Origin of the sequence: Burkholderia sp. Ap-955 (assembly GCF_011753045.1) — a bacterium.
Taxonomy (GTDB): domain Bacteria; phylum Pseudomonadota; class Gammaproteobacteria; order Burkholderiales; family Burkholderiaceae; genus Burkholderia; species Burkholderia lata_D.
Genome location: NZ_VWWH01000003.1, coordinates 73233 through 97096, shown reverse-complemented (window position 1 = coordinate 97096; position 23864 = coordinate 73233). Strand labels below are relative to the sequence as shown.

At 67.1% G+C, this 23864-nt stretch carries 28 protein-coding genes and 1 riboswitch; of the genes, 13 read left to right on the top strand and 15 right to left on the bottom strand.

All coding sequences use genetic code 11. The annotated features are described in order from the left end of the window. Positions 1–32: 32 nt before the first annotated feature. A complete protein-coding gene (locus F3J15_RS02715; protein ID WP_089427420.1) occupies positions 33–242 on the bottom strand; it encodes a hypothetical protein in 210 nt (69 codons plus the stop codon). Positions 243–703: 461 nt separating this feature from the next. Here F3J15_RS02715 and F3J15_RS02710 point away from each other — a divergent pair, with 461 nt between their 5' ends. From F3J15_RS02710 to F3J15_RS02690, 5 genes are read left to right on the top strand one after another with little or no spacing between them, the layout of a single operon-like run. After that, positions 704–1120, top strand: a complete 417-nt coding sequence (locus tag F3J15_RS02710; RefSeq protein ID WP_166887439.1) for a nuclear transport factor 2 family protein — start codon at positions 704–706, stop codon at positions 1118–1120. 3 nt (positions 1121–1123) lie between these two features. Continuing rightward, positions 1124–1981, top strand: a complete 858-nt coding sequence (locus tag F3J15_RS02705) for an SDR family oxidoreductase (RefSeq protein ID WP_166887435.1) — start codon at positions 1124–1126, stop codon at positions 1979–1981. A gap of 40 nt (positions 1982–2021) precedes the next feature. Next, positions 2022–2780: an SDR family oxidoreductase gene (locus F3J15_RS02700; protein WP_166887432.1), complete on the top strand. Its 759-nt coding sequence runs from the start codon at positions 2022–2024 to the stop codon at positions 2778–2780. A 37-nt stretch (positions 2781–2817) separates the two neighbouring features. After that, positions 2818–3654, top strand: a complete 837-nt coding sequence (locus F3J15_RS02695) for an SDR family NAD(P)-dependent oxidoreductase (RefSeq protein WP_166887428.1) — start codon at positions 2818–2820, stop codon at positions 3652–3654. A gap of 58 nt (positions 3655–3712) precedes the next feature. Continuing rightward, entirely contained in the window at positions 3713–4621 is a 909-nt protein-coding gene (locus F3J15_RS02690; RefSeq protein ID WP_166887425.1) for an NAD-dependent epimerase/dehydratase family protein, read from the top strand. A 98-nt stretch (positions 4622–4719) separates the two neighbouring features. On the opposite strand, the gene F3J15_RS02685 is transcribed toward F3J15_RS02690, so the two are convergent. From F3J15_RS02685 to F3J15_RS02665, 5 genes are all read right to left on the bottom strand, one after another. Further along, a complete protein-coding gene (locus F3J15_RS02685) occupies positions 4720–6585 on the bottom strand; it encodes a phosphoenolpyruvate carboxykinase (GTP) (RefSeq protein ID WP_166887422.1) in 1866 nt (621 codons plus the stop codon). A gap of 525 nt (positions 6586–7110) precedes the next feature. Beyond that, positions 7111–7887 carry a glucose 1-dehydrogenase gene (locus F3J15_RS02680; protein WP_166887420.1) on the bottom strand — a complete coding sequence of 259 codons (777 nt, stop codon included), beginning with the start codon at positions 7885–7887 and terminating at the stop codon, positions 7111–7113. 109 nt (positions 7888–7996) lie between these two features. Then, the gene (locus tag F3J15_RS02675; RefSeq protein ID WP_166887417.1) at positions 7997–8752 is read right to left on the bottom strand and encodes an SDR family oxidoreductase; all 756 of its coding nucleotides are present in this window, start codon (positions 8750–8752) and stop codon (positions 7997–7999) included. 9 nt (positions 8753–8761) lie between these two features. Further along, positions 8762–9628: an SDR family NAD(P)-dependent oxidoreductase gene (locus F3J15_RS02670; RefSeq protein ID WP_166887414.1), complete on the bottom strand. Its 867-nt coding sequence runs from the start codon at positions 9626–9628 to the stop codon at positions 8762–8764. A 55-nt stretch (positions 9629–9683) separates the two neighbouring features. After that, positions 9684–10184: a nuclear transport factor 2 family protein gene (locus F3J15_RS02665; RefSeq protein WP_166887411.1), complete on the bottom strand. Its 501-nt coding sequence runs from the start codon at positions 10182–10184 to the stop codon at positions 9684–9686. 212 nt (positions 10185–10396) lie between these two features. Here F3J15_RS02665 and F3J15_RS37665 point away from each other — a divergent pair, with 212 nt between their 5' ends. The 3 genes from F3J15_RS37665 to F3J15_RS02655 are packed head-to-tail and all read left to right on the top strand — an operon-like array spanning position 10397 to position 11669. Beyond that, on the top strand, positions 10397–10585 hold the full coding sequence (locus F3J15_RS37665; protein ID WP_240161499.1) for a nuclear transport factor 2 family protein: 189 nt from the start codon (positions 10397–10399) through the stop codon (positions 10583–10585). Beyond that, positions 10564–10902 (top strand): nuclear transport factor 2 family protein, encoded by a 339-nt coding sequence (locus tag F3J15_RS02660; RefSeq protein ID WP_345891959.1) that lies wholly within the window; start codon positions 10564–10566, stop codon positions 10900–10902. Before F3J15_RS37665 ends, F3J15_RS02660 begins: the two co-directional genes overlap by 22 nt. A gap of 50 nt (positions 10903–10952) precedes the next feature. Further along, positions 10953–11669 (top strand): EthD domain-containing protein, encoded by a 717-nt coding sequence (locus F3J15_RS02655; protein WP_046547904.1) that lies wholly within the window; start codon positions 10953–10955, stop codon positions 11667–11669. A 195-nt stretch (positions 11670–11864) separates the two neighbouring features. Here F3J15_RS02655 and F3J15_RS02650 read toward each other — a convergent pair whose 3' ends face one another. The 4 genes from F3J15_RS02650 to F3J15_RS02635 all read right to left on the bottom strand — a co-directional run bounded on the left by F3J15_RS02650 (position 11865) and on the right by F3J15_RS02635 (position 15194). Beyond that, positions 11865–12254: a lysozyme inhibitor LprI family protein gene (locus F3J15_RS02650; protein WP_166887408.1), complete on the bottom strand. Its 390-nt coding sequence runs from the start codon at positions 12252–12254 to the stop codon at positions 11865–11867. A 78-nt stretch (positions 12255–12332) separates the two neighbouring features. Then, a complete protein-coding gene (locus F3J15_RS02645; RefSeq protein WP_345891480.1) occupies positions 12333–13292 on the bottom strand; it encodes an alpha/beta fold hydrolase in 960 nt (319 codons plus the stop codon). Between the two features lie 215 nt (positions 13293–13507). Next, positions 13508–14035: a hypothetical protein gene (locus F3J15_RS02640; protein WP_166887405.1), complete on the bottom strand. Its 528-nt coding sequence runs from the start codon at positions 14033–14035 to the stop codon at positions 13508–13510. A 571-nt stretch (positions 14036–14606) separates the two neighbouring features. Then, positions 14607–15194 (bottom strand): TetR/AcrR family transcriptional regulator, encoded by a 588-nt coding sequence (locus tag F3J15_RS02635; protein ID WP_143750964.1) that lies wholly within the window; start codon positions 15192–15194, stop codon positions 14607–14609. Between the two features lie 514 nt (positions 15195–15708). Here F3J15_RS02635 and F3J15_RS02630 point away from each other — a divergent pair. The 4 genes from F3J15_RS02630 to F3J15_RS02615 all read left to right on the top strand — a co-directional run bounded on the left by F3J15_RS02630 (position 15709) and on the right by F3J15_RS02615 (position 18316). Next, positions 15709–16212, top strand: a complete 504-nt coding sequence (locus F3J15_RS02630; protein ID WP_166887402.1) for a YbaK/prolyl-tRNA synthetase associated domain-containing protein — start codon at positions 15709–15711, stop codon at positions 16210–16212. Between the two features lie 63 nt (positions 16213–16275). Next, positions 16276–16914, top strand: coding sequence for a helix-turn-helix transcriptional regulator (locus tag F3J15_RS02625; RefSeq protein WP_069251654.1), 639 nt, complete (start codon positions 16276–16278; stop codon positions 16912–16914). A 61-nt stretch (positions 16915–16975) separates the two neighbouring features. Then, entirely contained in the window at positions 16976–17950 is a 975-nt protein-coding gene (locus F3J15_RS02620) for a threo-3-hydroxy-L-aspartate ammonia-lyase (protein ID WP_166887399.1), read from the top strand. Between the two features lie 117 nt (positions 17951–18067). Beyond that, positions 18068–18316, top strand: a complete 249-nt coding sequence (locus tag F3J15_RS02615; RefSeq protein ID WP_166887394.1) for a hypothetical protein — start codon at positions 18068–18070, stop codon at positions 18314–18316. Positions 18317–18351: 35 nt separating this feature from the next. Here the strand turns inward: F3J15_RS02615 and F3J15_RS02610 are convergent, their stop codons facing one another. Genes F3J15_RS02610 through F3J15_RS02590 form a run of 5 tightly spaced genes read right to left on the bottom strand, consistent with a single transcriptional unit; the run spans position 18352 to position 22097 of the window. Continuing rightward, positions 18352–19176, bottom strand: a complete 825-nt coding sequence (locus F3J15_RS02610) for an SDR family NAD(P)-dependent oxidoreductase (protein WP_069251657.1) — start codon at positions 19174–19176, stop codon at positions 18352–18354. 5 nt (positions 19177–19181) lie between these two features. Then, complete coding sequence (locus tag F3J15_RS02605; protein ID WP_166887389.1) at positions 19182–20057, bottom strand: SDR family NAD(P)-dependent oxidoreductase; 876 nt, start codon at positions 20055–20057, stop codon at positions 19182–19184. 31 nt (positions 20058–20088) lie between these two features. Continuing rightward, positions 20089–21081, bottom strand: a complete 993-nt coding sequence (locus tag F3J15_RS02600) for an NADP-dependent oxidoreductase (protein ID WP_166887385.1) — start codon at positions 21079–21081, stop codon at positions 20089–20091. 49 nt (positions 21082–21130) lie between these two features. After that, positions 21131–21763, bottom strand: coding sequence for a Dabb family protein (locus tag F3J15_RS02595; protein ID WP_166887382.1), 633 nt, complete (start codon positions 21761–21763; stop codon positions 21131–21133). Next, entirely contained in the window at positions 21753–22097 is a 345-nt protein-coding gene (locus tag F3J15_RS02590) for a hypothetical protein (protein ID WP_166887379.1), read from the bottom strand. The genes F3J15_RS02595 and F3J15_RS02590 overlap by 11 nt, the downstream gene beginning before the upstream one ends. Before the next feature lie 167 nt (positions 22098–22264). On the opposite strand from F3J15_RS02590, the gene F3J15_RS02585 reads away from it, so the two are divergent. Next, a complete protein-coding gene (locus F3J15_RS02585; protein ID WP_166887375.1) occupies positions 22265–23323 on the top strand; it encodes an AraC family transcriptional regulator in 1059 nt (352 codons plus the stop codon). Positions 23324–23412: 89 nt separating this feature from the next. Further along, a riboswitch (cobalamin riboswitch) is annotated at positions 23413–23606 on the top strand. Positions 23607–23864 lie beyond the last annotated feature (258 nt).

Genomic DNA, 23864 nt, shown 5'->3' with positions numbered 1-23864 from the left:
GCCGGTCGGCGCGGCGCGCGGCCGCGCCGGCGTCACATGCCGCGCATCGCGGCGAAACCGAAGTGCGACGGATCGATCGGCACGCAACCGGTCGGCAAACCGTTCGCGTCGACCGAGCGGCATTGCAGGATGCCGGCCGCATACGGCGGCGACGGGACCTGATCGGCGCCGTATCGCGCCATCGCCATGGCAGCGAACGTGCCTATCGCCAATACGCACAGCTTGCGAGTCGTCAGTCTCATGATCGTCGTCCCCTCCGGTTGTCCGCTGGTGCGGTTCGTGTCCGGCGTGCATCGCATGCGGCACCGGATGACTGCACGGTAGCCAGCGCCCGGCCGCCGGCCATCGTCCGTTTCGACTAGGGGCAAACGCTGAGCGGACGATGCGCGGCCTGACGCATCGCAACATCGCGCGCCACGGCTTCGCCCACGCGGATGAAACGTGGCACGTCGCGTGCCTGTCGCGGCCGGCCGCACGAATCGCCAGACGCGTGTTCCGCACCGGCCGCTGCGCCGCACCATCCATGCGCCCTCACGTGAAGCAGGGCAGCTGGCCCCGGTGTTTTCCCCGACCCTCGCCCTGCTCCGTATGGACGATGAATCCCGGCCTGCCCGATGCGAACCTGCGCGTCGACGTCGCAATGCCGCCGCGTCGCCCCGCCTCGCGCGGCCGACGCGTTCCGTTCTTCCACGGGAGCCCACGCATGACCGATTCCAATCCCCGCCACGTGCTGTACGAACTGGCGTGCCGCTACGCGCAAGCCGTCGACCGGCGCGACTGGCCACGACTCACCGCACTCTTCACCCCCGATGCCACGCTGGCCGGCCCCGGCTTCCGCTTCGACGACCGCGACGCGATCGTCGCGGGCATGCGCGTGATCGAGCGCTACGAAGCGACCCAGCATCACGTGCACAACCAGCTCGTCACGCTCGACGGCGACGAGGCCGATGTCGAGACCTACGGCGTCGCCTGCCACGTCTACGTGCGCGACGGCGTGAAACGCAAGCTCGACTGGGGGCTGCGCTATCGCGACCGCTGTGTGCTCGACGGCGGCACGTGGCGCTTCGCTGCGCGCACGCTGCACGTCGACTGGGCGCAAGACCTGCCGCTGGAGGGCTGAACGATGCGCACCTCTGCTCCCCTCGCCGGACGCACCGCACTCGTGACGGGTGGTGCCGGCGGCATCGGCGCGGCCTGCGCGCACGCGCTCGTCGCCGACGGCGCGGCCGTCGTGCTGATGGGCCGCCGCCGCGACGCGCTCGAACGCACGCAGCGGCAACTGACCGACGCCGTGCCCGGCAGCCGCGTCGCGATCCATGCGGGCGACGCCTGCGACGAAGCCGACCTGCAGGCCGCGCTCGACTGCGCCTGGGCAATCGACCATCGCCTCGACATCGTCGTGCCGACGGTCGGCGGGGCGGGCTTCCGGCCGCTGCTGCTGCACGACGCCGACACGTTCCGCGCCGAAATCGACCTGAACCTGCACAGCGCGTTCGCCGCGATCCGTCATGCGGCGCCGCGGCTCGCCGACAGCGGCGGCGGCGCGATCGTCTGCATTTCGTCGACGGCCGCGCAGATCAATTTCCGGTGGCTATCCGCGTACTGCACCGCGAAGGCCGCGCTCGAAGCGCTCGTGCGCGGCGCGGCCGAGGAACTGGCCGGCGCGAAGATCCGCGTGAACGCGGTGCGCCCGGGCCTCACGCGCTCCGAAGCCACCGCGCCGATGTTCGACAACCGCGCGCTCGTCGACAGCTTTCTCGAACAGATCCCGCTCGGCACGCTCGGCGAACCCGAAGCGATCGCGCATGCGGTGCGCTATCTCGCCGGCCCCGAATCGGGCTGGGTGACCGGCCAGAGCTTCGCGGTCGACGGCGGCCATGAGCTGCGCACCAACCCGCGCGTCGACGACACGATCGCGCAGATCTACGGCACGGCCGCGCTCGACGCGATCAAGGCCGGCCGCGCGCCGGGCGCCGCATGAGTGCCTGCCCATTTTCAACGTCAAAGGAATCCGACCGACCATGAATCGAGTCGCAAACAAGGTCGCGCTGGTCACCGGCGCGGCAAGCGGCGTCGGCCGCGCGGATGCGCTGCTGCTCGCCGCCGAAGGCGCGCGTGTCGTGCTGACCGACATCGACGAGGATGCAGGCCGTGCGCTCGCCCGCGAGATCGGCGACACGGCGCTGTTCGTCCGCCACGACATCGCCGACGAAGCAGGCTGGCAGCACGCGATCGCATCGACGCTCGACCGCTTCGGCCGCCTCGACGTGCTCGTCAACAACGCGGCGATCTGCCCGGTCGGCTCGATCGAGGACACGAGCCTCGACACGTGGCGGCGCGTGATGCGCACCAATGCCGATGGCTATTTCCTCGGCTGCAAATATGCGATCGGCGCGATGAAGGGCAACGACACGCCGGGCTCGATCGTGATGATGTCGTCGGTCGCCGCGCTCGGCGGGCTGCCGATGATGTGCGCGTACACCGGGTCGAAAGGCGCGGTGACGGCGCTCGCGCGCAGCGTCGCCGTGCACTGCAAGCGCAGCGGCTACCGGATCCGCTGCAATTCGATCCATCCGGACGGGATCTGGACGCCGATGACACAGGCGCTGATGCCCGATCTCGACCCGGCCGCACTCGGCATCGGCAGCGATCCGATGGCGCGCATGTGCGACCCGCAGGACGTCGCGAATCTCGTGCTGTTCCTCGCGTCCGACGAATCGCGTTTCGTGAACGGTGCGGAGCTGCGGATCGACAACGCGCAACTGGTGTCGTCGCTGTGACGCGGCTCACGGCTTTCCCGTTCAAAGGAGTCCATCGATGATTTCATTCACCGGCAAGACCGTGCTGGTCACCGGCGGCGGCGCGGGCATCGGCCGTGCGTGCGCGGAAGCGTTCGGCGCGGCCGGCGCGCGCGTCGCGGTGGCCGAGATCGATCCGGCCCGCGCGCAGGACGTGCGCCAGGCGCTCGAAGCGGCGGGCGTCGATGCGCTCGTCGGCACCGTGGACGTCACGCGTCGCGACGAGGTCGATGCATTCGCGCGAACCGTCGACGCTCGCTTCGGCGGACTCGACGTGCTCGTCAACAATGTCGGCGATTTCCTGCAGATCGCGAAACCGTTCGACGAGTGCACCGACGACGACATCGCACGGCTGTTCGACGTGAACCTGCGCCAGGTCTTCATCGTCACGCGCGCGATGCTGCCGTTGCTGCGCAAGCGCGGCGCGGGCAGCAGCATCGTCGGCGTGTCGTCGATCGAAGGCTTCCGCGCGATTCCGAACTGCACCGTATACGCGTCGTTCAAGGCCGCGCTGACCGGTTTCACAAAAAGCCTTTCCCTGGAACTCGGGCCGGCCGGCATTCGCGTGAACCAGATCGCCCCCGAAACCACCGAGACGCCGCAAGTGCCGGTCAGCGCGATGGTCGCGGCCGAGCATCACGGACATATCCCGCGCTGGATCCCGCTCGGGCGCTTCGGCGCGGCCGGCGATGTCGCGGGCGCCGCGCTGTACCTCGCGAGCCCGCTCGCCGCGTGGGTCACCGGCACGACGCTGCATGTCGATGGCGGCGCGCTCGCGGCGGCCGGCTGGTATCGCGACCCGAACGGCTTCTGGACCAACCTGCCCGTCGTCACGGGCAACGGCTTCAATTTCTGAGCGGCACCGCTCGCCTGTACATTTCACGCGGCGCGGTTGCGCCGCTATGGGAGACATCATGAAGATCCTGATCGTCGGCGGCACCGGCCTCATCGGCGGCCATGCCGCGCTGCACCTGCACGCGCAAGGCAACCACGTCACGCTCGCCGCGCGCAAGCCGCCCGCGCCCGGCAGCGCGCTCGCGCAGTTCGACGTGCTGCTGCGCGACTACGTGGCCGGCAACTTCACGCGCGACGACCTTGCACCGTTCGACGCGGTGGTGTTCGCGGCCGGCAACGACATCCGCCACCTGCCGCCCGGCACCGATGAAGCCGCGCACTGGGAACGCGCGAACGTCGACGCGGTGCCGCGCTTCTTCGCGCTTGCGCGCGACGCGGGCGTGAAGCGTGCGGTGCTGGTCGGCAGCTTCTATCCGCAGGTCGCGCCGGCGCTCGTCGACACGGTGCCGTACGTACGCTCGCGCCATCTCGCCGACGAACGCGTACGCGCGCTCGCGACGCCGTCGTTCGGCGTGTGCAGCGTCAACGCGCCGTTCGTCGTCGGATCGGTACCGGGGCTGCGCAACGAGATGTTCGCGGCGTACACCGGCTATGCGCAAGGCCAGTTCGCGGGGCTGCCCGTGTTCGGGCCGGCCGGCGGCAGCAACTTCATCTCGACGCAATCGCTGTCGGAAGCGATCTGGGGGGCGCTGCAGCGCGGCGAAGCGGGCAAGGCCTACCTCGTCGGCGACGAGAATCTCAGCTTCGCCGACTACTTCGCGGCCTTCTTCCGCGCGGCCGGCAATCCGCAGGACGTGCCGTCGCTCGACCAGGAGCATCCGCTGCTGCCCGACATGGCGATCTACACGGGGCGCGGCAACGTCGTGTCGTACGAGCCCGATCCGGCCGACAGCGCGCTGCTGCGCTACCGGCGCGGCGACGTGCAGCGTGCGGTGGACGAGGTCGTCGCGCATTGCCGCGCGCAGTAAGCGAACAGCGCGTGTGCAGAGCCGATGCAAAAACGTCCCGCCGCCGGCGATGCATGCCGGCGGCGGGACGTCGGGGGACTACGTGTCGATACGGACCGTCAGGCGCCGATGCGCTGCTCGATCTTCTTCATCGTGTCGGTCATTTCGGCCGGCAGGCGCAGCTTCAGCATATCGAACAGCTCCGCGTGCAGCTTCAACTCCTCGCGCCATTCATCGACGTTCATCGACGTCACCGCGTCGAACTGATCGCGCGTGAAATCGAGGCCGTCCCAGTGCAGGTCCTCATACGCGGGCGACACGCCGAACGCATGCTCGCCGCCGCCACCGGTGCCTTCGAGGCGATCGAGCATCCACTTCAGCACGCGCATGTTCTCGCCGAAGCCCGGCCACACGAACTTGCCGTTCGCGTCCTTGCGGAACCAGTTCACGCAGTAGATCTTCGGCAGTTTCGCGCCCGCGCCTTCGAGCTGCTTGCCGAGTTTCAACCAGTGCGCGAAATAATCGCTGACGTTGTAGCCACAGAACGGCAGCATCGCGAACGGATCGCGGCGCACGACACCCTGCTGGCCGACCGCCGCCGCGGTGGTTTCCGAGCCCATCGTCGCGGCCATGTACACGCCTTCGACCCAGTCGCGCGCCTCGGTCACCAGCGGCACGGTCGTCGAACGGCGGCCACCGAAGATGAATGCGTCGATCGGCACGCCGGCCGGATTCTCCCAGTCGTCGTCGATCGACGGGCACTGCGCGGCCGGCGCCGTGAAGCGCGAATTCGGATGCGCGGCCTTGCGGCCCGTTTCCTTGCCGATTTCCGGCGTCCACGGGTTGCCCTGCCAGTCGGTCAGCTTCGCGGGCGGCGTGTCGGTCAGCCCTTCCCACCACACGTCGCCGTCTTCCGTCAGCGCGACGTTCGTGAAGATCACGTTTTCGGTGAGCGTCGAGATCGCGTTCGGGTTGGTCTTCACGCCGGTGCCCGGCGCGACGCCGAAGAAGCCGGCTTCAGGGTTGATCGCATACAGTCGGCCGTCGCGGCCCGGCTTCAGCCATGCGATGTCGTCGCCGATCGTCGTGACCTTCCAGCCGTCGAAGCCCTGCGGCGGAATCAGCATCGCGAAGTTGGTCTTGCCGCACGCGGACGGGAACGCAGCCGCGACGTGATACTTCTTGCCGGCGGGCGACGTCACGCCGAGGATCAGCATGTGCTCGGCGAGCCAGCCCTGGTCGCGGCCCATCGTCGACGCGATACGCAGCGCGAAACACTTCTTGCCGAGCAGCGCATTGCCGCCGTAGCCTGAGCCGAAGCTCCAGATCTCGCGCGTTTCGGGGAAATGCACGATGTACTTGACCGGGTTGCACGGCCACGGCACGTCCTGCTGGCCGGCTTCGAGCGGATGGCCGACGCTGTGCACGCACGGCACGAACTCGCCGTCCTCGCCCAGCACGTCGTACACCTCACGACCCATGCGCGTCATGATCCGCATGTTCACGGCGACGTACGGGCTGTCGGACAGTTCGACGCCGACGTGTGCGATCGGCGAGCCGAGCGGGCCCATCGAAAACGGCACGACGTACAGCGTGCGGCCGCGCATCGCGCCGCGGAACAGGCCGTTGAGCGTCTCGCGCATTTCGGCGGGTTCGATCCAGTTGTTGGTCGGGCCGACGTCGTCGCGCGAGGCCGCGCAGATGAACGTGCGATCCTCGACGCGCGCGACGTCGGACGGATCGGATTGCGCGAGATACGAGTTCGGGCGCTTCGCCGGGTTCAGACGCGTGAGCGTGCCCTGGTCGACCATCGCCTGGCACAGCGCGTCGTATTCTTCCTGCGAACCGTCACACCACACGACGCGCTCGGGCTCCGTCAGCGCCGCGATACGCGACACCCAGTCGATCAGCTTGCGATGTTTGACGAAAGCCGGCGGAGCGATCAGTGGGCCGTGTGTTGCTTCGGCCAAAGTGTTTTGCGACATGAGGATGTCTCCAGATTATTGGGCGGGGATGGGGGTTGCGGGGCGAGCCCGCGAGATGGGGTATGCGATTGGAGCGCAGGGTGCGGCGGCACGCAGGACGGGACGCGCGAGCGGAGCGCGCGTCGATGCCGCGATGCATGCGAGAGAAGGTGATGTCTCTTTAGTTGGTGCGAACGCGAGTTTCGCCATACAAGCAACCTGCCGTACAACTCCATGATGGCCAGCATACCATCGCCGTTATTCGGCAAACGTTGCGTTGCAACAAGAAACAACTATGTCGGCGAGCCGGCACGCCGGTTGCCTGTGAGTCCTTTTTACAGCGGCATTGCGCGCGTTTTGGGGACGAATTGGCCGGAACGGCCGTCCGGCAAGGGTTTTGCGGGGGCGGCAAAATCGGCCTGCCGCTCCCACGCCTGGCAAACGCGAACGCACGCTGTGCGAATTCGCGTTTTCGCTACTGCGGGAAACCCCGAATTAGGTTGCGTACACAAACATCTGATGTGAGCGCACGGCAAGCGCCCCTGTTCAAAACGGTGCGCCCGGCAATCCGGGGTAATACGCGCCCGCCGCCATCCCGCCGTCCACGGCCAGCTCGGCGCCGTTGCAGTACGACGCTTCGTCGCTCGCGAGGAACAGCGTCGCGCGCGCGATTTCGTCGGGCAGGCCGACGCGTTGCAGCGGCACGTTCGCATAGTGCTTGTTGATTTCCTCGAGTGGCGCGCCGGTCGGGTTCGACATCGCGGTGTTCACGCCGCCCGGATGGATCGAATTCACGCGCACGCCCTGATGGCCGAGTTCGAGCGCCGCGACCTTCGTCAGCCCGCGCACGCCCCACTTGCTCGACACGTACGCGGCCAGCGCGTTCACGCCGCGCAGCCCGTCCACCGACGAGATGTTGACGATCGACCCGCTCTTCTGCGCGATCATGCGCGGCGCGATGGTCCGGATGCCGACGAACGTCCCAACGAGGTTGATCGACACCGCGCGCTCGAAATCGCGTTTCGACAGTTCGGTGATGCCGCCAAAGGTCAGCACCGCTGCATTGTTGACCAGTACGTCGATACGGCCGAACTGCTCCATCGTCGCTTCGGTCACGCGCACCCAGCTCGCTTCGTCGGCGACGTCGAGCCGCATGAAGCGCGCCGCGTCGCCGAGCTCGCGTGCGAGCGCTTCGCCTTCCGTGTCGAGCACGTCGCCGATCACGACGCGCGCGCCCTCCGCGACGAACAGCCTGCACGTCGCCGCGCCCATGCCACGCGCACCGCCCGTGACGATCGCTACCTTTCCTTCCAGTCGACCCATGTCGTCCTCGCTTCGATTCCGGTTTGCCGGCTGCCGTGCGCATGCGTGCGCGTGCTCGCCGGTTCATGATTGGCACGCAGCAAGCGCCGCGCGCCGTCGGCCCCCGCCGTCAGCCCCAGTAAGCCTGCCCGCCGTCGAGTGGCAGCGTCGCGCCCGTCAGGTATGCCGCGTCGTGGCTCGCCAGAAACACGATCGCGCGCCCGATGTCCTGCTCGCAGTCGCCGACGCGGCCGAGCGGAATCGTGCGGAAAAACGCCGCGGCTTCCTGCGGATTCGCGTCGACCCAGCCTTTCAGGCCCGGCGACAACGCATGCGGCGCGACCGCGTTCACACGGATGCCGTCCACGCCCCATTCGCAGGCCGCCGCGCGCGTCAGCGCACGGATCGCCTCCTTGGTTGCCGCATACGCGCCGTAGCCCGACGCATCCCAGCGCACCGCGGCCGACGACGCGAAATTGACGATCACGCCGTCACCCTTCAGATGCGGATGGCACGCGCGCATCATGCGCAGCGTCGCGATCGGTCCCGATTCGAGCCCCGCCAGGAAACTCGCATCGGTCACGTCGAGCAAACGGCCGAGCGGTACGACCTGCGCGTTGTTGATCAGGATCTGCACGCCGCCGAACCGCGCGACGACGCTGTCGACGCACTGCACGATCTGCGCGGCGTCCATCACGTCGCACACGAACGGATCGGCCACGCCGCCGCGCGCACGGATCGCTTCGCAGGTCGCGAGCAGTTTGTCGAGGGTGCGACCGACCACCGCGACGTGCGCCCCTTCCGCCGCGAGCGCCTGTGCGACGCCCTGGCCGACGCCCTGCCCCGCGCCCGTCACGAGCGCGACCTTGCCTGTCAGGATGCCCATGCGTACTCCTCAGGCGACGATCGCCGGATGCGCCTGCACGGGCCCGCCGAGCAGTTCGCGGTAGGACGGCGGCTGCTTGCCGTCGAGATCGGCGATGCCGTACCGCAGCGCGGCTTCCGCGCCGACGAGCACCTGCCCCGACAGCGCCATGCGCTGCGGATCGCCGTGAATCGCGTGAATCACGCGCCCCGTGAATTCGGGGCTTTCCGCGACGAGCGAGAATTCCTTGTACAGATCCGGGTGTTCTTCCCACACGCGCGTCGTGCGCTCGGTGCGCAGCGGGCCCATCCAGATCGACACGGCCGCGACGTCGAACGGCTTCAGGTCGACGGCCATGTCCTTTGCGAACTTGTCGACGCCGGACTTCTGCGCGCCGTACGCCGCGCCGTGCATATAGCAGCTCGCGCCGAACGACGACGTGAACGCGATCAGCCCGCTGCTGCGCTGCGCCATCAGCCGCGCCGCGTGCCAGCTCGCGACATAGGCCGAGCGCAGCCCGACATCGAGGATGTTGACGAGATCGACCGACTTCTCCCAGAACGGGCCCGGCAGGATCAGCTGATCGTGCAGGTAAGTCGCGTTGTTGACGAGGATGTCGAGCCGCCCGCTTTCGCGTTCGACACGCTCGAACAGCGCCTTCACCTGTGCGTCGTCCGCGTGGTCGCAGGCCACCGCGATCCCGCGGCCGCCGAGCGCATCGATCTCGCGTGCGGTCTCGTGGATCGTGCCGGGCAGCGGCGCATCGCCTTCGTTCTGCGAGCGGCCCGTCACATAAACGGTCATGCCGGCCGCGCCGAGCGCGCGCGCGATGCCCTTGCCCGCGCCGCGCGATGCGCCCGTCACGACGGCGACCGGCGCATCGTGGTTCTGTGTCATGTTCGATGTCTCCTGTGGAATATGCTGGGCGCCACGTCAATGGCGTTCGCGTGCGTCACGCGGCCGGCGGCTGTGCGCCGGCGAACAGCACGCCCGGTGCTTCGCCTTCGTAGCGGGCCGACAGCGTCGACGTGACGACGCAGCGCGTGCCCGCGATCTTCCATTCGCCGTCAACCTTCCGGTATTCGTCGTCGTAGTACGCGCCGAGCTGTGTGAGCGTGCGCGCGTTCGTGTCGATCATCTGGTAGTGCAGGCCCCACGTGCCGCGTGCATGCGTAGCGTCGAGCACATCGATCTCGGGATTCACGCCGTGGTGCATCTCGACGATGTGCGGATGGCAGCCGAGTTGCGCGAAGACGTCGACGAGCGCGTCACGCGTGCCGAACGTGCCGATCCGGCCGTAGTCGATCTGCACGGGGCCGGGCGCGAAGCAGTCGCGCATCCCTTCCGGATCCTTGCGGTCGCAGCAGGTGAAGTAGCGCGCCTTCAGCCGGCGGATCGCGTCGGCGTCCTCGAGCCGGCGCACGCGCGCTTCCAGCGATTCGATAAGGGTCATCCTGTCTCCTTGTTCGGTGCCGGCGCGGTTCGAACGCCGCGTCGATGCCACGTTACCGCCGCGCGATGCGTCGGCCATCACCCGTTCGGATGAAATCCGTGATTCGTTTCGGCAGCGCCGTTTACGTGCGGCAACGGCGTTCGTCCGAACAGACGATGTGATGTACCGGGCTTCGTTCCTACCATCGAACGACACCACCACGAGACCCGGCGATGGACGACACGACCCGCACGCTCCATGAGTACGAGCAGATCCGACAATTGAAGTACCGGTATTTCCGCGCGGTCGACACGCACGACTGGACGCTGCTCGCCGATTGCCTGACCGAAGACTGCGAGGCGCGGCTGTATGGCGGCCGCTATACGGCCGCGACGCGTTCGTGTCGAGCCTGCGCGCGCTGATCGGCAAGCCGACCTTCCTGACGATGCATCACGGCCATCACCCCGAGCTCACGCTGATCTCGGCCGATCACGCGTGCGGCGTGTGGTTTCTCGAGGATCACGCGATCAATCTCGAGGATAACTACCTGCTGCACGGCACCGCGTTCTACGACGACCAGTACGTGAAACACGATGGCGTGTGGCGCATTCACGCGACGCGCCACGAGCGGCTGTTCGAAACCGTCACGTCGCCGATTCCGCCGTCGTTCACGCTGACCGCGAACCGGTTCGCACCGGGCGCACACCAGGCGGCCGGATCGCCTGAAACCGCTTCCTGAACCCCGGCGGCACCGCCGCCGATCCCGTCATTCCCCCTGGAGCCGGAGCAATGGAGAAAGTCATTTACGTGTTGTGGCGCGATACGCAGGCCGCGCCCGATCAGTGGAGCCGCACGGTGCGGGCGCAGCTTGCCGACAAGCTGCTGTCGCTCGGTGCGCACGGCGTGCAGGTGAACGTCGCCGATGCGGATGTCGCGCCGGCCGCCGGCCTGAAGCAGACCAACACGCACCCGGGCATCGACGGGATCGTCGCGGTGTGGGTCGATAGCGCGAACGCTATGTTTCGTCAGCCGTTCGACGACGCGGTGCGCGCCGTGGTCCCGCACATGGCGGCGTATCTCGTCACCGAGTCGCAGCCGATTCCGAATACGCGCTTTCCGGCGCGGCCGGGTGAGCGGACGACGGGTTTTTCGCAGCTCGCGTTTTTGAAGCGGCCACCACGGCTGACGCACGAAGCGTGGCTAGACGTGTGGCACGGACATCACACGCGCGTCGCGATCGATACGCAGGACAACTTTCTGTACGTGCAGAACGTCGTCGTGCGCGCGCTTACGCATGCGGCGCCGGGGTACGACGCAATCGTCGAGGAGTGCTTTCCCGCTGCGGCGATGACCGATCCGCATGCGTTCTTCGATGCGGTCGGTGATGACGAGAAATTCCAGCGGAACGTGGCGGAGATGATGGACAGCTGCGGGCGCTTCATCGATTTCGACAAGATCGATGTGGTGCCGACGAGTCAATATGTCGTGAAGGCTGTGCGGGGGTGAGGTCGGGCGATCGCGTGGTGCGATCGCCTGCCTCTGGATTTATTGTCGTCGAGTACCTCGACCAGAAGATCAGTGCCGTGAAATACCGGTCGGACGCGGAATCGAATCAGGTTTGTCATGGTGAGTTTTTTGCGTCGACCGGTTGAATCTGCAACTCGACGCGGTCCTTCAGACTTGCTGTTTGCGGCCTTTCAACTAAGGCAGCCAAAGTGCTTTCAGCTCTTTCGTTCGTTGTTCTGTCAAATCTTTCAGACACGACTCTACGATCGCCGCGCGCAATGTTCCATGTTGAAAGATGCGATCCTGAACCTGACAGTCAGCATCACGGAACTTGATCCATTGTCGTTGTGCCGCCACTAACGCAGCTCTCGCATCGGCCCGCTCGGTGTCGCCACCCAGGAGATCAAGCGCGGCCCGGTAAGCGTCGTTTAGCTGCGCGTCAGCTCTAACGAAACCTTGGTGCGCACAAACAGCACTATCGGCACCCGATCCGTCGTTGTGACAAACAGGCTCTTGTGAGCTTGCCGTTGCAGTGACGCTTGCGGCAGCGAGGCAAAGGATCATCGACAGCTTGCGTCTCTTCATTTGGGAGCCCTCTGTTCCGTAACGGTGACCGAACGGGAATGACGTGCTTCTGTCATGCAAGCCGGCGAACCCACAGCCTCACGATTTCGATGGCATGGCGATTGTCGTCGCTGTCAGTGCGTGCACGAACGCTGAAATTGCCTCCACGACACCATCCGCGAGCGGCAGATCCGGATTCGAATAGGCGGCGAGGTTTTCTTGCAGATCCGCCGTGCGAACCGTCTTGAGTGCATGATTGGCGTCGGCAATCAGCGCCATTTCTGCCTGCGGATTTGCTCGCTGTAACAGTTCCGCGTCTTGTACGGTAACCTGGATATCGCGCGCTCCCTGCACGATGAGCACCGGCTTCCTATAACCGGCCAGCAGCGCTGCAGGATCGATGGTCAATTCGCTCATCAGGAAGCGCTGGACTTGCGGCCTGAACAACGGCATGAGCACCGGATCGATGTGGGTCGCTTCGACCCGCTCCCCGGCTTCCAGGGATTCGAGAATCGACAATGCATTTTCCAGCACCGGAGCATCGGCCGGGTTCGATTGCAGTTGTTGCCTCAATACGGGCCCTAGCGGGCGTCCCGCCGCAGATACCAGGATCAGGCCGGCGATGTCGGCCGATTGCCGCGCCGCCAGCAACGCCACCAAGCCACCCTCGCTGTGCCCCAACACCCAGACGCTGGAAGCACCGGTCCGCGCCCGGATGGCGGCTACCCACGAATGGATGTCGGTCGCGTACTCGTCGATCGTGACGTCATTTGCATCCGGTACTGCCTGCGCGCTGCCGTACATGCCGCGCTTGTCGATTCGAACCGACGCGATACCTTGACCAAGCAATCCTTCCGCGAGCAATCGATACGTCGACGCCTGAAGCCAGCTCGGCGCGTTGCCGTTTCTGTCGGTCGAGCCGGAGCCCGGCACGATCAGCACCACCGGGGCGTCGCCGGTGCCCGGTGACAAGAGCGTACCTTTCAGCGGGCCGGCCGGACCCGGCGCTTCGATTTCCGTCTGCACGGTTTGCAAAAGACCTCCCTGGTATTGAGCCACAGACAATCGCTCCAACAGAGCATGAGACCGCCGACATGGTTTAACGATCGAAGCAGCCGCGTCGACACGCTGCACGGGGCCGACTCCTGCTCGGTGCGATCGACCGAGCCCCTTCCCGCCGCCTGGTCGCGACCGGAGCTGGCCGCCCCCTTTCACCTGCTGCGAGCCTTCACGAAACCGCAACCACCGCACCGCGCCCCACACCCATCCCGTCTTCAGTGCCCGTCGCCGGTGAAGCGCCGCGGCTGATACGTCCTCTCATTCCAGGCAAACCGCGCAGCCTTGCCTGATGCAGCCTTGCCCTTCGGACGCACAACGAGGTCGTAATGCCCGTTGGTCATGTGAGGGCTGAACGACAGCACGTAGTGAACCTCCGTCGTGTTTTCCGCATCGCAGGCATCTTGCCGTGCGTCGCCCGAATCCTTGCCCTTTCCGGCCTTCTCCGCTACACACTCCGCGGCCCCGTCCTTGTCATAGGTCGACCAATCGGTAACGGCGGTGAAGATCGGCGTCACACGAGCATCGGCGTAGCGATACAGGCTCAGCATCTCGGTCGAATCGCTATGGGAAGTCGATGTGTAGTTATTGTTGAAGCGAACACCAAAGGCGATTTCCTGCGCACTGATTCGATAGGGAATGACGTCCATGGTCAGGAATACACTCCATAACATCGGTGACGTATCGACGCGCTCGCTTCGATCGCTCGCCAGCAGGCGGAACCGTTGCCCGTCTCGGGTCAGCACGCCCGTCCACAACTCCGCGTCGTCGTTATCGGTCGAGCGCTGCACCAATGCGGAGACGACCCACAGCGGCCCTGAAGCCGATGGCCCATGCGCCCATGGCGACAACGCGACAACGCGACACCCTTGACGCTATCCGCCGGCGCGGGATCCTTGCCCATCAGGGTACGCAACGCAGCTTGCTGCTGATCGCCGTCGTTCACGTCGCTTGCCGCAAACGTGCAATGTGCAACCAACGCCAATATGAACGCCAGCACCGTTTGTACACGGAAATAGCGTTTCTTGTCTTTTCGGATACCTTGATATCGTCGCATTTCCCGCATGCTGAACAACATTGCCTGTGTACTCCCCGTAGATCCACTGTGCAGCCAGTTGCAGGCAAGCCTCGTCGGATCGATGTCTCTGCACTCGACTGGAGGGGTGCCGGTCACTCGGGCACATACCGAATACGTCGAACCACATCTCGTGGATCGGCGTGGAATGGCACAACGCCTCGACCAGCGTTGGCCGTTGAGCATTTCCGTCTTCTAAAGCGCCCCAATCCGCATCGACACCAAGCCTGCTGCAATCCGGCTCAAGGCGCCTTGGCCAAAGCCAGAATGGCCATCACCGCATCGTCCTCGATTCCCTTGATATCCGACGGGAACCGATTCCTTTGCGGTATCAACACGATAAGCCCCTCGATCTGCGCCGTAACGAGTGCCGCGCGCCGGATGCGCACCGCTTGTGGCAGCGCCGGGTTCACGGCTTCGATGAGGCCGGCGATCACGCCGCGTTGAAATTCATACCCCTCCTCGAGCATCTTCCGCGCGAACTCCTGCGTTTGGGCCAGTGCCCAGAAGTTCACGAACAGGCTTTGAGTCCTGGGCTGCTTTCCGTCTTCGAGCAACAGTCGGACCACTTTCTCCAGCCGGCCCTCGGGTGTCAGCGACGTGTCCGCGTGCACGCCGTCGTACGTATTGGCGTATGCCTCCCTCGTCACGGTAAGGATGGCCGCGAAGATGTCTTCGCGCGTGGGAAAGTAGTGCTGCAGGTTCGACAGCGCCAATCCCGCCTTTGCCGCGACCTTTCGCATGGTCAGCCCGCCGTAGCCTTCGTCCACGAAGATCTCGATCGCACAGGCCATGATTTTGTTTACCGCGTTCTTGCCGCGTTCGGTCAAGACGCGTCCGTTATCGAGAGCCGCCCTCTTCAAGAATTCCTCCTGCTGCCCCGTGAGCGCATGCCCGGGGCGATGGTACTGATGACGCTTCGGCGCCGCTCATGCCCGGTCGCATGCCGCCCCGCCGTGTCCGCTCGATAGACGTGGAGCGGAGAAATAGGTTGGTCGACCGGATTGTGCAAAACCATTGAGACCTGTCATGGAGCCATGTCGGTTCCACTACAGGGGCCAAAAGGCCGAACCTGACGGCCGACATTCTACGCAGGATTGGAAATCCGGGGAGAGGCGTCGATATCGATTGGCGGGCGCACACATGACTGGCTCGATACCCGTCACAAAACGGGTCGAGCGACATATTTTTGTCGAGGCGACCGAACGCCGTTCACTCCTCGCCCTCCGCCCCTTTGCCACGCCCATGACGAAACGTCTATACTTGGACGATCCATCGACCGGCACGCTGAAGCATGCGAACCCGCGCGCGCCTCGATCCCTGGCCTCACCTGCCCGGAGCGACATGAGCGACTATCCCGTTTTCGACACGCTTTGCGATCTGCTGAACACGTCCGGCGCGCGGTTCCGTGTGCTGGAGCATCCGGCCGAAGGGAAATCCGACGCCATCGCCGCGCTGCGCGGCACGCGCCCCGAACAGGGCGCGAAGGCGATGCTCTGCACGTTCAAGGATGGCGGCGACACCACCGCGCTCGCGGTGATTCCCGGCCACCTGAAGATCGATTTCCGCAAGGTCGCCGATGCGGTCGGCCGCCGCAAGGCCACCCTCGCGTCGCCCGACCTCGCGGCCACCGTCACGCGCTGCGTGATGGGCGCCGTGCCGCCGTTCGTGTTCGACGCCAGCGTGACGCTCGTCGTCGATCCCGCCCTGGTCGAGCGCAACACGGAGATCGCCTTCAACGCGGGCCGCCTCGATCGCTCCGTCGTGCTCGACGCGTCCGACTACGTGCGGATCGCGCAGCCGCTGCTCGCCGACATCACCCGGCCGGAAGGGGCGGACGGCGAGTAACGCGCCGGTTGCCCCTTCCCCCGCTGCCGTCGCATCGATCCGAAACCTGACCGCGAAACCATCATGACCACCACCCAGAAACTCGTGCTGTCCGAACAGGCGTCGCTGATCGAACAGGTGCAGCGCATCGCCGAAGGGCTCGGTGCGATGTTCGCGCCGTTCACCGAAGTCGTGGTTCACGACCTGCGCACGCCGAAGCACGCGATCCTCGCGATCCACAACAACCTGTCGGGGCGCGCAGTCGGCGATCCCGCGACCGAACTCGGCCTCGCCCGCATCGCGGACGACGATTTCCCGCCAGTGCTCGCGAACTACCCGAACCGCTTCGCCGACGGCCGCACCGCGAAAAGCACGTCGATCGGCATCAAGGATTCGACCGGCCGCTATGTGGCCGCGCTGTGCCTGAATGCCGACGTCACGCTGTTCCGCGGCTTCCAGGGCATGCTGAACCAGTTCTGCAGCACGGACGGCGAAGCCGTCGCGGAAACGCTCGACCCGGCCGGCGCAGACGCGATCCGCCAGCGCATCGACGCGTTCGCGATGCGTCTCGCGACGACGCCGCGCGAACTGAAAACCGACCAGCGCCGCGAGCTGATGCAGACGCTGAAGGCCGACGGTTTCCTCGAAGTACGCCGCGCGATGGAGATCGTGTCGCAACATCTCGGCGTCTCGCGCGCGACCGTCTACAACGATGCGAAATGACGCAAGCGCGATACCCGCGCGGCTTTCCCGCTGACCGATTCCTACGACCACCGGACCACCCATGAACGCTCCGACTCTCCCCACCTACGACGACGTTGCCGCCGCCGCCGCCCGGCTCGAAGGCCATGCGCACCGCACGCCGGTGATGACCTCGCGGACGATCGACGAAGCGCTCGGCGCGCAAGTGTTCTTCAAGTGCGAGAACCTGCAGCGCATGGGCGCATTCAAGTTCCGCGGCGCGTTCAACGCGCTGTCGCGCTTCGACGCTGAGCAGCGCCGCAACGGCGTCGTCGCGTTCTCGTCCGGCAACCATGCGCAGGCGATCGCGCTGTCGGCGCGCATGCTCGGCATTCCCGCGACGATCGTGATGCCGCAGGATGCGCCGGCCGCAAAGATGGCCGCGACGCGCGGCTACGGCGGCAAGGTCGTGACCTACGACCGCTACACCGAGGATCGCGAGCAGATCGGGCGCGAACTCGCGGCGCAGCACGGGCTCACGCTGATCCCGCCCTACGACCACCCGGACGTGATCGCCGGCCAGGGCACGGCGGCCAAGGAACTGTTCGACGAAGTCGGTCCGCTCGATGCGGTATTCACGCCGCTCGGCGGCGGCGGCCTGCTGTCGGGCACCGCGCTCGCCACGCGCGCGCTGTCGCCGCACGCGACGCTTTACGGCGTCGAGCCGGAAGCCGGCAACGACGGCCAGCAATCGTTCCGCTCCGGCGCGATCGTGCATATCGACACGCCGCGCACGATCGCCGACGGGGCGCAGACGCAGCACCTCGGCAACCTGACGTTCCCGATCATCCGTCGCGACGTCGACGACATCCTGACCGCGACGGATGCGGAACTGATCGACTGCATGCGCTTCTTCGCCACGCGTATGAAGATGGTCGTCGAGCCGACCGGCTGCCTGTCGTTCGCCGCGGTGCGACGGATGAAGGACGCGCTGCAGGGCAAGCGCGTGGGCGTCGTGATCAGCGGCGGCAACGTCGATCTCGAGAACTTCTGCGCACTGGTGTCGGCGCCGGCATGAACGTCGCGGCGCGCATGAATATTCCGTCATCCGCGCCGCATCACTCCTTCACGTCGCGTTAAGTTTCGCGCCCTAGACTGATTACGTTGTCCCGCAGTCAGTCGTGAAGGAGCCACCATGAAATCGCACGCGATCGTCGCCGCCGCCCTGGCGGCTGCTTCCCTTTCGGCGTTCGCTCAACCGGGCGTGACGTCATCCGGTTTCCCCCCCGCGTCGCCGCACGACGCCGTCGCGCACGCGACGCACCGCTCGCCCGGCACGTTGCCGCACGCCGGCTTCGTGCTCGCGAAGATCGATCAGAACAATACGCCGCCCGATCGCGGCGGCGACCCGAGCGGCCGCACGCATTCCGGCTCGCACATGTGACGGCACGCGCCGGGCGTGGCAGCCGCGCCCGGCCGTCAGAACGCCGGCAGCGACGGATCGCGTGCAGCGAGGATGTCGTCGGTGCGTCGCTGCAGCGCGCCGTCGATCGTCTCCGGTTGCGGAATCAGCCAGTAGCGCCCTGCCCGGATGCCGTCGAACACCCGCGCGGCGAACGCGTCGGGCGTGAGCCCGTGCGCGTTCAGCATCGAGCGCATCGTATCGACGAAGCCGCGCACCTCGGGCCGGTCGTGCGCCGCGCCGAACGGGTCGTTGAAGATGCCCGACTGCACGGGGCCCGGCGCGAGCAACGACACGCCGACCGGTGCGCCGAGCATCTTCAGTTCTCCGTACAGCGATTCGGTCAGCGCGACCACCGCGAATTTCGTCGCCGAGTAAGGCGACATCAGCGGGCTCGGCAGGAACCCGCCGACCGACGCGGTATTCACGACACGCGCCGGCACGTTGCGTTCGAGCATCCGCGGCACGAAGCTGCGGATGCCGTTCAGCACGCCGTGCACGTTGATCGCGAAGCTGCGCTCGAAGCGTTCCGGCGTGATTTCCCAGCTGAAGCCGGTCGCCATCACGCCCGCGTTGTTGAACAGCAAGTCGACGCCGCCAAAACGCTGCCAGGCCGCTTCCGCCAGCGCGTCGACGGCTTCGGGCCGGCTGACGTCGGTCGGCACGCACAGGACGTCGGTGTCGAGCGTCGCGGCGAATGCGTCGAGCTTCGCCGGGTCGAGATCGGCCAGCACGACGCGCATGCCGAGCCCGGCGGCGTGGCGTGCGAGCCCGCTGCCGATGCCGCTGGCCGCGCCGGTGATCACGGCGGTGCCGCCGTCGAAGCGAATCGAATTCGTCATGTCAATCAAAGTCCTGTCGGGTCGATGTGGGGATGCGCATACGCGGGAATCACCGGCGGCGGCAACACCGTGCGGCCGTCGAGCGAGCGCACCGCGAGTTGCTGCGCGAGCGGGAAATGCAGGCTGTGCGTGACGAGGCCCGTGCGTTCGCGCGCCGGCAGGCTGCACAGCGCGAGCGCGGTCTCGGCGAGATACGCGACGTCCTCGGTCGGATAGCCTTCGGGGATGTAGCGCGCGGCGCCCGGCGTGCGAATCGCCGTGCTCGGCGCGACGAGATTCACCGCGATGCCGTCGGCTTCGAGTTCGGCTGCGAGCCCCTGCGTGAAGCGCGACAGCGCCGCCTTCACAGCCGCATAGACGGTCGCGCCGCCCGCACGCGAGAAATCGTCGAACGGCCGCAGCGGCGGCAGCGCCGTCACCGAGCCGACGTTCACGATCCAGCCGGCGCCGCGGGCGCGCATCGGCGGGATCGCGGCCTGTGCCAGCGCGAACGGGATGCGCAGATAGTGTTCGATCGTCGTGTCGAACATCGTCATCGGCATCGTGTCGACGCACGCGTAGTCGGCCACGCCCGCGTTGTTGACGAGGATGTCGAGGCCGCCGGCGGCTTGCGCCGCGCGCCCGACGAGCGCATCGCGCTCGGCCGCGTTCGACAGGTCTGCCGCAAGCGCAATGGCTTGGCCACCGGCCTGCTCGATCAGCGCAACGGTTTCGGCGAGCGTGCCGGCGGTCGTCGCCGATTGCGTGAGGCTGCGCGCCGTCACGACGACGGTCGCGCCTTCGGACGCGAGACGCTGGGCGATCGCACGGCCAATGCCGCGGCTTGCGCCCGTCACGAGCGCGCACTTGCCGGCCAGTACGCCGGTTCGGGTATCGGTCATCGTTGTCTCCTGTGATGGGCGTGCGGGCCGCTCAGCGGGCGATATCCGCAACATGAAGCACCAGCTTCGTTTTCGCCTCGCCCGTTTGAACGAGATCCAGTGCGCGGGCCGCCTGTTCGAGCGGGAAACGGTCGAAACGCGGCACGCGCAGCACGCGCTTTTCCAGTTGCGCCGCGATCCGGCCGAGCGTGCCGCCGCTCGGCATCCGGCTGTAGGTCATCGCGGTGCGCAGGCCGCGTCGTGCGGCAACGGCCGCCGTCGCGGCGAGCCGCTCCGCATCGCCGGCCGCGAGCGTCATGATGTTCACCAGCGTGCCGCCCGGCGCCAGCAGGTCGAGCGCATCGGGCAGCGTGTCGCCGCCGACCGCGTCGAGCACCAGATCGACGCCGCCGGGCGCCCATGCGTGCAGGGCCGCGACGATGTCCTGTTCGCGATAGTCGATGCTGGCCGCCGCGCCCAGCGATTCGACCGTCCCGCGGTTGCGTGCCGAACACGTCGCCGCGACGCGCGCACCGGCCTGCACGGCAAGCTGGATCGCGAACGTGCCGACCGCGCCGGCACCGCCGTGCACCAGCACGGTCTGGCCCGCCTGCAGCCCGCCGTCGTCGAACAGGCCGGCCCACGCGGCGAGCGCGGGCGTCGGCACCGTGGCGGCTTCCGCCAGGCTCACCGCATCGGGCACGCGCACGACCGAGTCGTGACGCACCGCGACGTATTCCGCGTATGCGCCCCAGCGCCCCGCGCCGACGTCGGTCTGCGCGAACACGCGCATGCCGGGTTCGAAACCGTCGACGCCGTCGCCGACCGCTTCGACCACACCCGCCGCGTCGAAGCCGATCACGAACGGAAACGTGTATTGCATGAAGGCGCCGAGGTAGCCTTCGCGACATTTCCAGTCGGCGGGATTGATGCCCGCGTAGGCGACGCGGATCAGCACGTCGCCGGGGCCCGGCGTCGGTGCCGGCACGTCGGCCATCCGCAAGGCGTCGGAATGACCGACGCGGTCGATCAACAGGGCTCGCATCTTCATGTCTCCAGGGCTTGTTTGATGTCAGCTTGATGTGGGCTGCGCGTTACGCCGCCGTGTCCGCCAGCAGGCTCGACACGAGCGGACAGAACGCATGCGAGATCGCATCGACCGTCCAGTCGGGGCTTTCGGCGTCGAACCGGCGATCGACCCAGCCCCAGTGATAGGGATGCATCAGGTATTCGCCGAGCAGATCGCCGACGTGCGCGAATTCCTGCTGCCACACATGCGTCCACGCGCCGGGCGTCTCGATCCGGCTCAGCCGCCAGTTGCGGATGCCGGGCATGAACGCGGGCATCTGCAGCAGTTCGCGCTCGAGCGCGGCGATCTGCGCTGGGCTGGCCTGCGGCCGCACGCGCAGCATCAGCGTGCGCCATACGCCGTCGCGCAGCGCCGGTTCGCGCAGGCCGCCGCCGATCGCGCAGCATTCGGCGCTGTCGATGCGCTCGATTCCCGGCAGTTGAGCGAGCGCCGCAAAATCCGCCGCGCCGTCGGCCGCCGAAGCGTCACGCAGCACGTCGAGCGTGTAGTCTCCCGCGCCCCAGCTGCCGTCCAGATTGCGTGCCAATGCCACCCGCTTCGTGCCAGCCAGCGTGTGCGCGGCTTCGTGCAATGCATACTCGATCGCGCCCACATTGCAATCCGCGGACACGAATACCTGTGCCGTGTCATGCCGCATGATCGACCTCCGTCAGCGCGTGCAGCGGCGCATCGGCATGCGTCATCACATGGCGGCGGCGCACGTCGCACAGCACGTCGACGGCGATCCAGAATCCGACCACGTCGGCATCCGTCAACGCACGCATCCGGTAATAGGCCGGCGCGTCGGCCACCTGCCACGTCAGCCACAGCGTGCTCGGCTGCCCCGGCACCGCGACGGGCGGCGATACCCAGCGGCCGGCCGCTTTCAGCCCGCGCGCCGCGTGGCTCGGCAGGTAACGGTCGCGCAGCAGTGCAAGCACGTCGGGAATGCGCTCGGGCGCGAGCGTGATTTCATCTACGATCTGGATCATTCGCGTGTCGTCCGTGGTCGTTCGTGACAGGGATGCGCAGCCGGCCTACGCCGTTCCGGCGAGGCCGAAGGCGGTCGGCGTGGATAGCATTCTTGCGTGACGACGGTTCGCAGACCCCTACCGGCCCGCTCACCGCCCCCTGTCGCAACGATCAGATCGGGAAACTCATGAAACAGCGCGCCGTCCCGGCCCGCAGCCGCATCCTGCCGGGCCTCGGTGCGCGCCTGCTGAGCGAACTCACGCGCAGCGGCGCGCCGCCAGCCGACCGTGATGCACAGCCGCCGCAACCGGCAGCGACGCCGGGCGATTTCGTCACGCTGTACCGCGACGCGATCGAACGCCTCGAGGCCCAGGTCGCGCGCGGCGACGGCCACCCGCCGATGCGCAAGCGCGAAGTCGACCTGATGTGCCGCTGCCTGCTGAGCTGCGCGACGCTGGCCGACGCAATCCGCTGTGCGCGCGAATTCGGCGAGATGCTGACCCCGCGCGCCGGCGCGCTGTCGCTCTCCGTGCGCGACGGGCGCGCGACGTTCCGGATGGATTCGCTGCGCCGCACACGCAGCCCGGCCGCGTGCCTCGTCGACCTGACGGGGTTGTTCTGCTATCTGCAGCTGTTCGGCTGGCTGATCGGGCAGCCGCTGCGGCCGACCGACGTCTGGCTCGGCCATCCGCGTCGCGACGACGCGATGCCGCTGCTCGGGTTGTTCAACGCGCCGGTCGAGGTCGGCCGTCAGACCTACGGCTTCGCGTTCGATGCCGCACGGCTCGCGTGCCGCGTGATCCGGCAGCCGGCCGAGCTCGACGCGTTTCTCGTCGATTTTCCGTTTCGCCTGATCGATGCGGCGCCGGCCGTCGTGTCGTGGGCGCAGCAGGTGCGCGGCTTTCTCGATGCGGCGCTCGCGCACGAGCAGGCGTTGCCGGCACTCGCCGAGCTGGCCGTGTGGCTCGGCGTCAGCGAGGCGACGTTGCGGCGGCGACTGGTCGCCGAACAAACCGGCTATCACGCGCTGCGGGAGCAATGCCTCTCCGAGGCCGCGCGCCGCTGCCTGCGCGAGTCGGACTGGCCGGTCGCACGGATCGCCGCGCATCTCGGGTTCGGCGGCGAGGAAGCATTCCGCCGCGCGTTCGTCAGGTGGACGGGTGTCGCCCCAAGCCGGTTCCGGCGCGATTGCATGGCAGCAAACCACGCCGTTTCATCAGACATGAAACGCGCCATCGACGCATGAAAGAAAGGATTTCGAAAGTTTTTGCGCGCCGATGACGTTTTTTCGCATCCCCGCACGGCCCGACAATTGACGCGCCGGAGCGCACGCCATTACCCTTGCGCGCTGATGGTTCCCAGGGATGGGATCAAAAGGGAACGCAGGAGAGGCCGCGCCTCGAATCTGCGGCTGCCCCCGCAACTGTGAGCGGCGAATCCGTGCCACTGCATGCCACTGGGAAACCGGGAAGGCCGGCACGAATCAGGACCCGCGAGCCAGGAGACCTGCCATCGACCCGAGGTCCAAGCAGCCGCACCGGGCGGGGTGTCCCGGCGCGCCAGGCACCGCCATTGGCGGTCGCCCGTTGCATGGACGGCCCGACCTCAGGATCCGCCCGATGTCCACTGTTACCGAATCCGCTTCCTCACCGGAAGCGTCGCGCCGGCACGCCGCCGGCATGCACGGCCCGCCTGCTCGCGCGCGCCGTTCCCAATCGACCGCGTCCGCCGGCATGTGCCGCGCCGATGCTCGCGACTGTGGCCCGCTCGGCCCGGTCGCGCGATAA

Coding starts and splice junctions, on each gene's coding strand:
- F3J15_RS02715 (WP_089427420.1), bottom strand. CDS start 242: ATGAGACTGACGACTCGCAAGCTGTGCGTATTGGCGATAGGCACGTTC.
- F3J15_RS02710 (WP_166887439.1), top strand. CDS start 704: ATGACCGATTCCAATCCCCGCCACGTGCTGTACGAACTGGCGTGCCGC.
- F3J15_RS02705 (WP_166887435.1), top strand. CDS start 1,124: ATGCGCACCTCTGCTCCCCTCGCCGGACGCACCGCACTCGTGACGGGT.
- F3J15_RS02700 (WP_166887432.1), top strand. CDS start 2,022: ATGAATCGAGTCGCAAACAAGGTCGCGCTGGTCACCGGCGCGGCAAGC.
- F3J15_RS02695 (WP_166887428.1), top strand. CDS start 2,818: ATGATTTCATTCACCGGCAAGACCGTGCTGGTCACCGGCGGCGGCGCG.
- F3J15_RS02690 (WP_166887425.1), top strand. CDS start 3,713: ATGAAGATCCTGATCGTCGGCGGCACCGGCCTCATCGGCGGCCATGCC.
- F3J15_RS02685 (WP_166887422.1), bottom strand. CDS start 6,585: ATGTCGCAAAACACTTTGGCCGAAGCAACACACGGCCCACTGATCGCT.
- F3J15_RS02680 (WP_166887420.1), bottom strand. CDS start 7,887: ATGGGTCGACTGGAAGGAAAGGTAGCGATCGTCACGGGCGGTGCGCGT.
- F3J15_RS02675 (WP_166887417.1), bottom strand. CDS start 8,752: ATGGGCATCCTGACAGGCAAGGTCGCGCTCGTGACGGGCGCGGGGCAG.
- F3J15_RS02670 (WP_166887414.1), bottom strand. CDS start 9,628: ATGACACAGAACCACGATGCGCCGGTCGCCGTCGTGACGGGCGCATCG.
- F3J15_RS02665 (WP_166887411.1), bottom strand. CDS start 10,184: ATGACCCTTATCGAATCGCTGGAAGCGCGCGTGCGCCGGCTCGAGGAC.
- F3J15_RS37665 (WP_240161499.1), top strand. CDS start 10,397: ATGGACGACACGACCCGCACGCTCCATGAGTACGAGCAGATCCGACAA.
- F3J15_RS02655 (WP_046547904.1), top strand. CDS start 10,953: ATGGAGAAAGTCATTTACGTGTTGTGGCGCGATACGCAGGCCGCGCCC.
- F3J15_RS02650 (WP_166887408.1), bottom strand. CDS start 12,254: ATGAAGAGACGCAAGCTGTCGATGATCCTTTGCCTCGCTGCCGCAAGC.
- F3J15_RS02630 (WP_166887402.1), top strand. CDS start 15,709: ATGAGCGACTATCCCGTTTTCGACACGCTTTGCGATCTGCTGAACACG.
- F3J15_RS02625 (WP_069251654.1), top strand. CDS start 16,276: ATGACCACCACCCAGAAACTCGTGCTGTCCGAACAGGCGTCGCTGATC.
- F3J15_RS02620 (WP_166887399.1), top strand. CDS start 16,976: ATGAACGCTCCGACTCTCCCCACCTACGACGACGTTGCCGCCGCCGCC.
- F3J15_RS02615 (WP_166887394.1), top strand. CDS start 18,068: ATGAAATCGCACGCGATCGTCGCCGCCGCCCTGGCGGCTGCTTCCCTT.
- F3J15_RS02610 (WP_069251657.1), bottom strand. CDS start 19,176: ATGACGAATTCGATTCGCTTCGACGGCGGCACCGCCGTGATCACCGGC.
- F3J15_RS02605 (WP_166887389.1), bottom strand. CDS start 20,057: ATGACCGATACCCGAACCGGCGTACTGGCCGGCAAGTGCGCGCTCGTG.
- F3J15_RS02600 (WP_166887385.1), bottom strand. CDS start 21,081: ATGCGAGCCCTGTTGATCGACCGCGTCGGTCATTCCGACGCCTTGCGG.
- F3J15_RS02595 (WP_166887382.1), bottom strand. CDS start 21,763: ATGCGGCATGACACGGCACAGGTATTCGTGTCCGCGGATTGCAATGTG.
- F3J15_RS02590 (WP_166887379.1), bottom strand. CDS start 22,097: ATGATCCAGATCGTAGATGAAATCACGCTCGCGCCCGAGCGCATTCCC.
- F3J15_RS02585 (WP_166887375.1), top strand. CDS start 22,265: ATGAAACAGCGCGCCGTCCCGGCCCGCAGCCGCATCCTGCCGGGCCTC.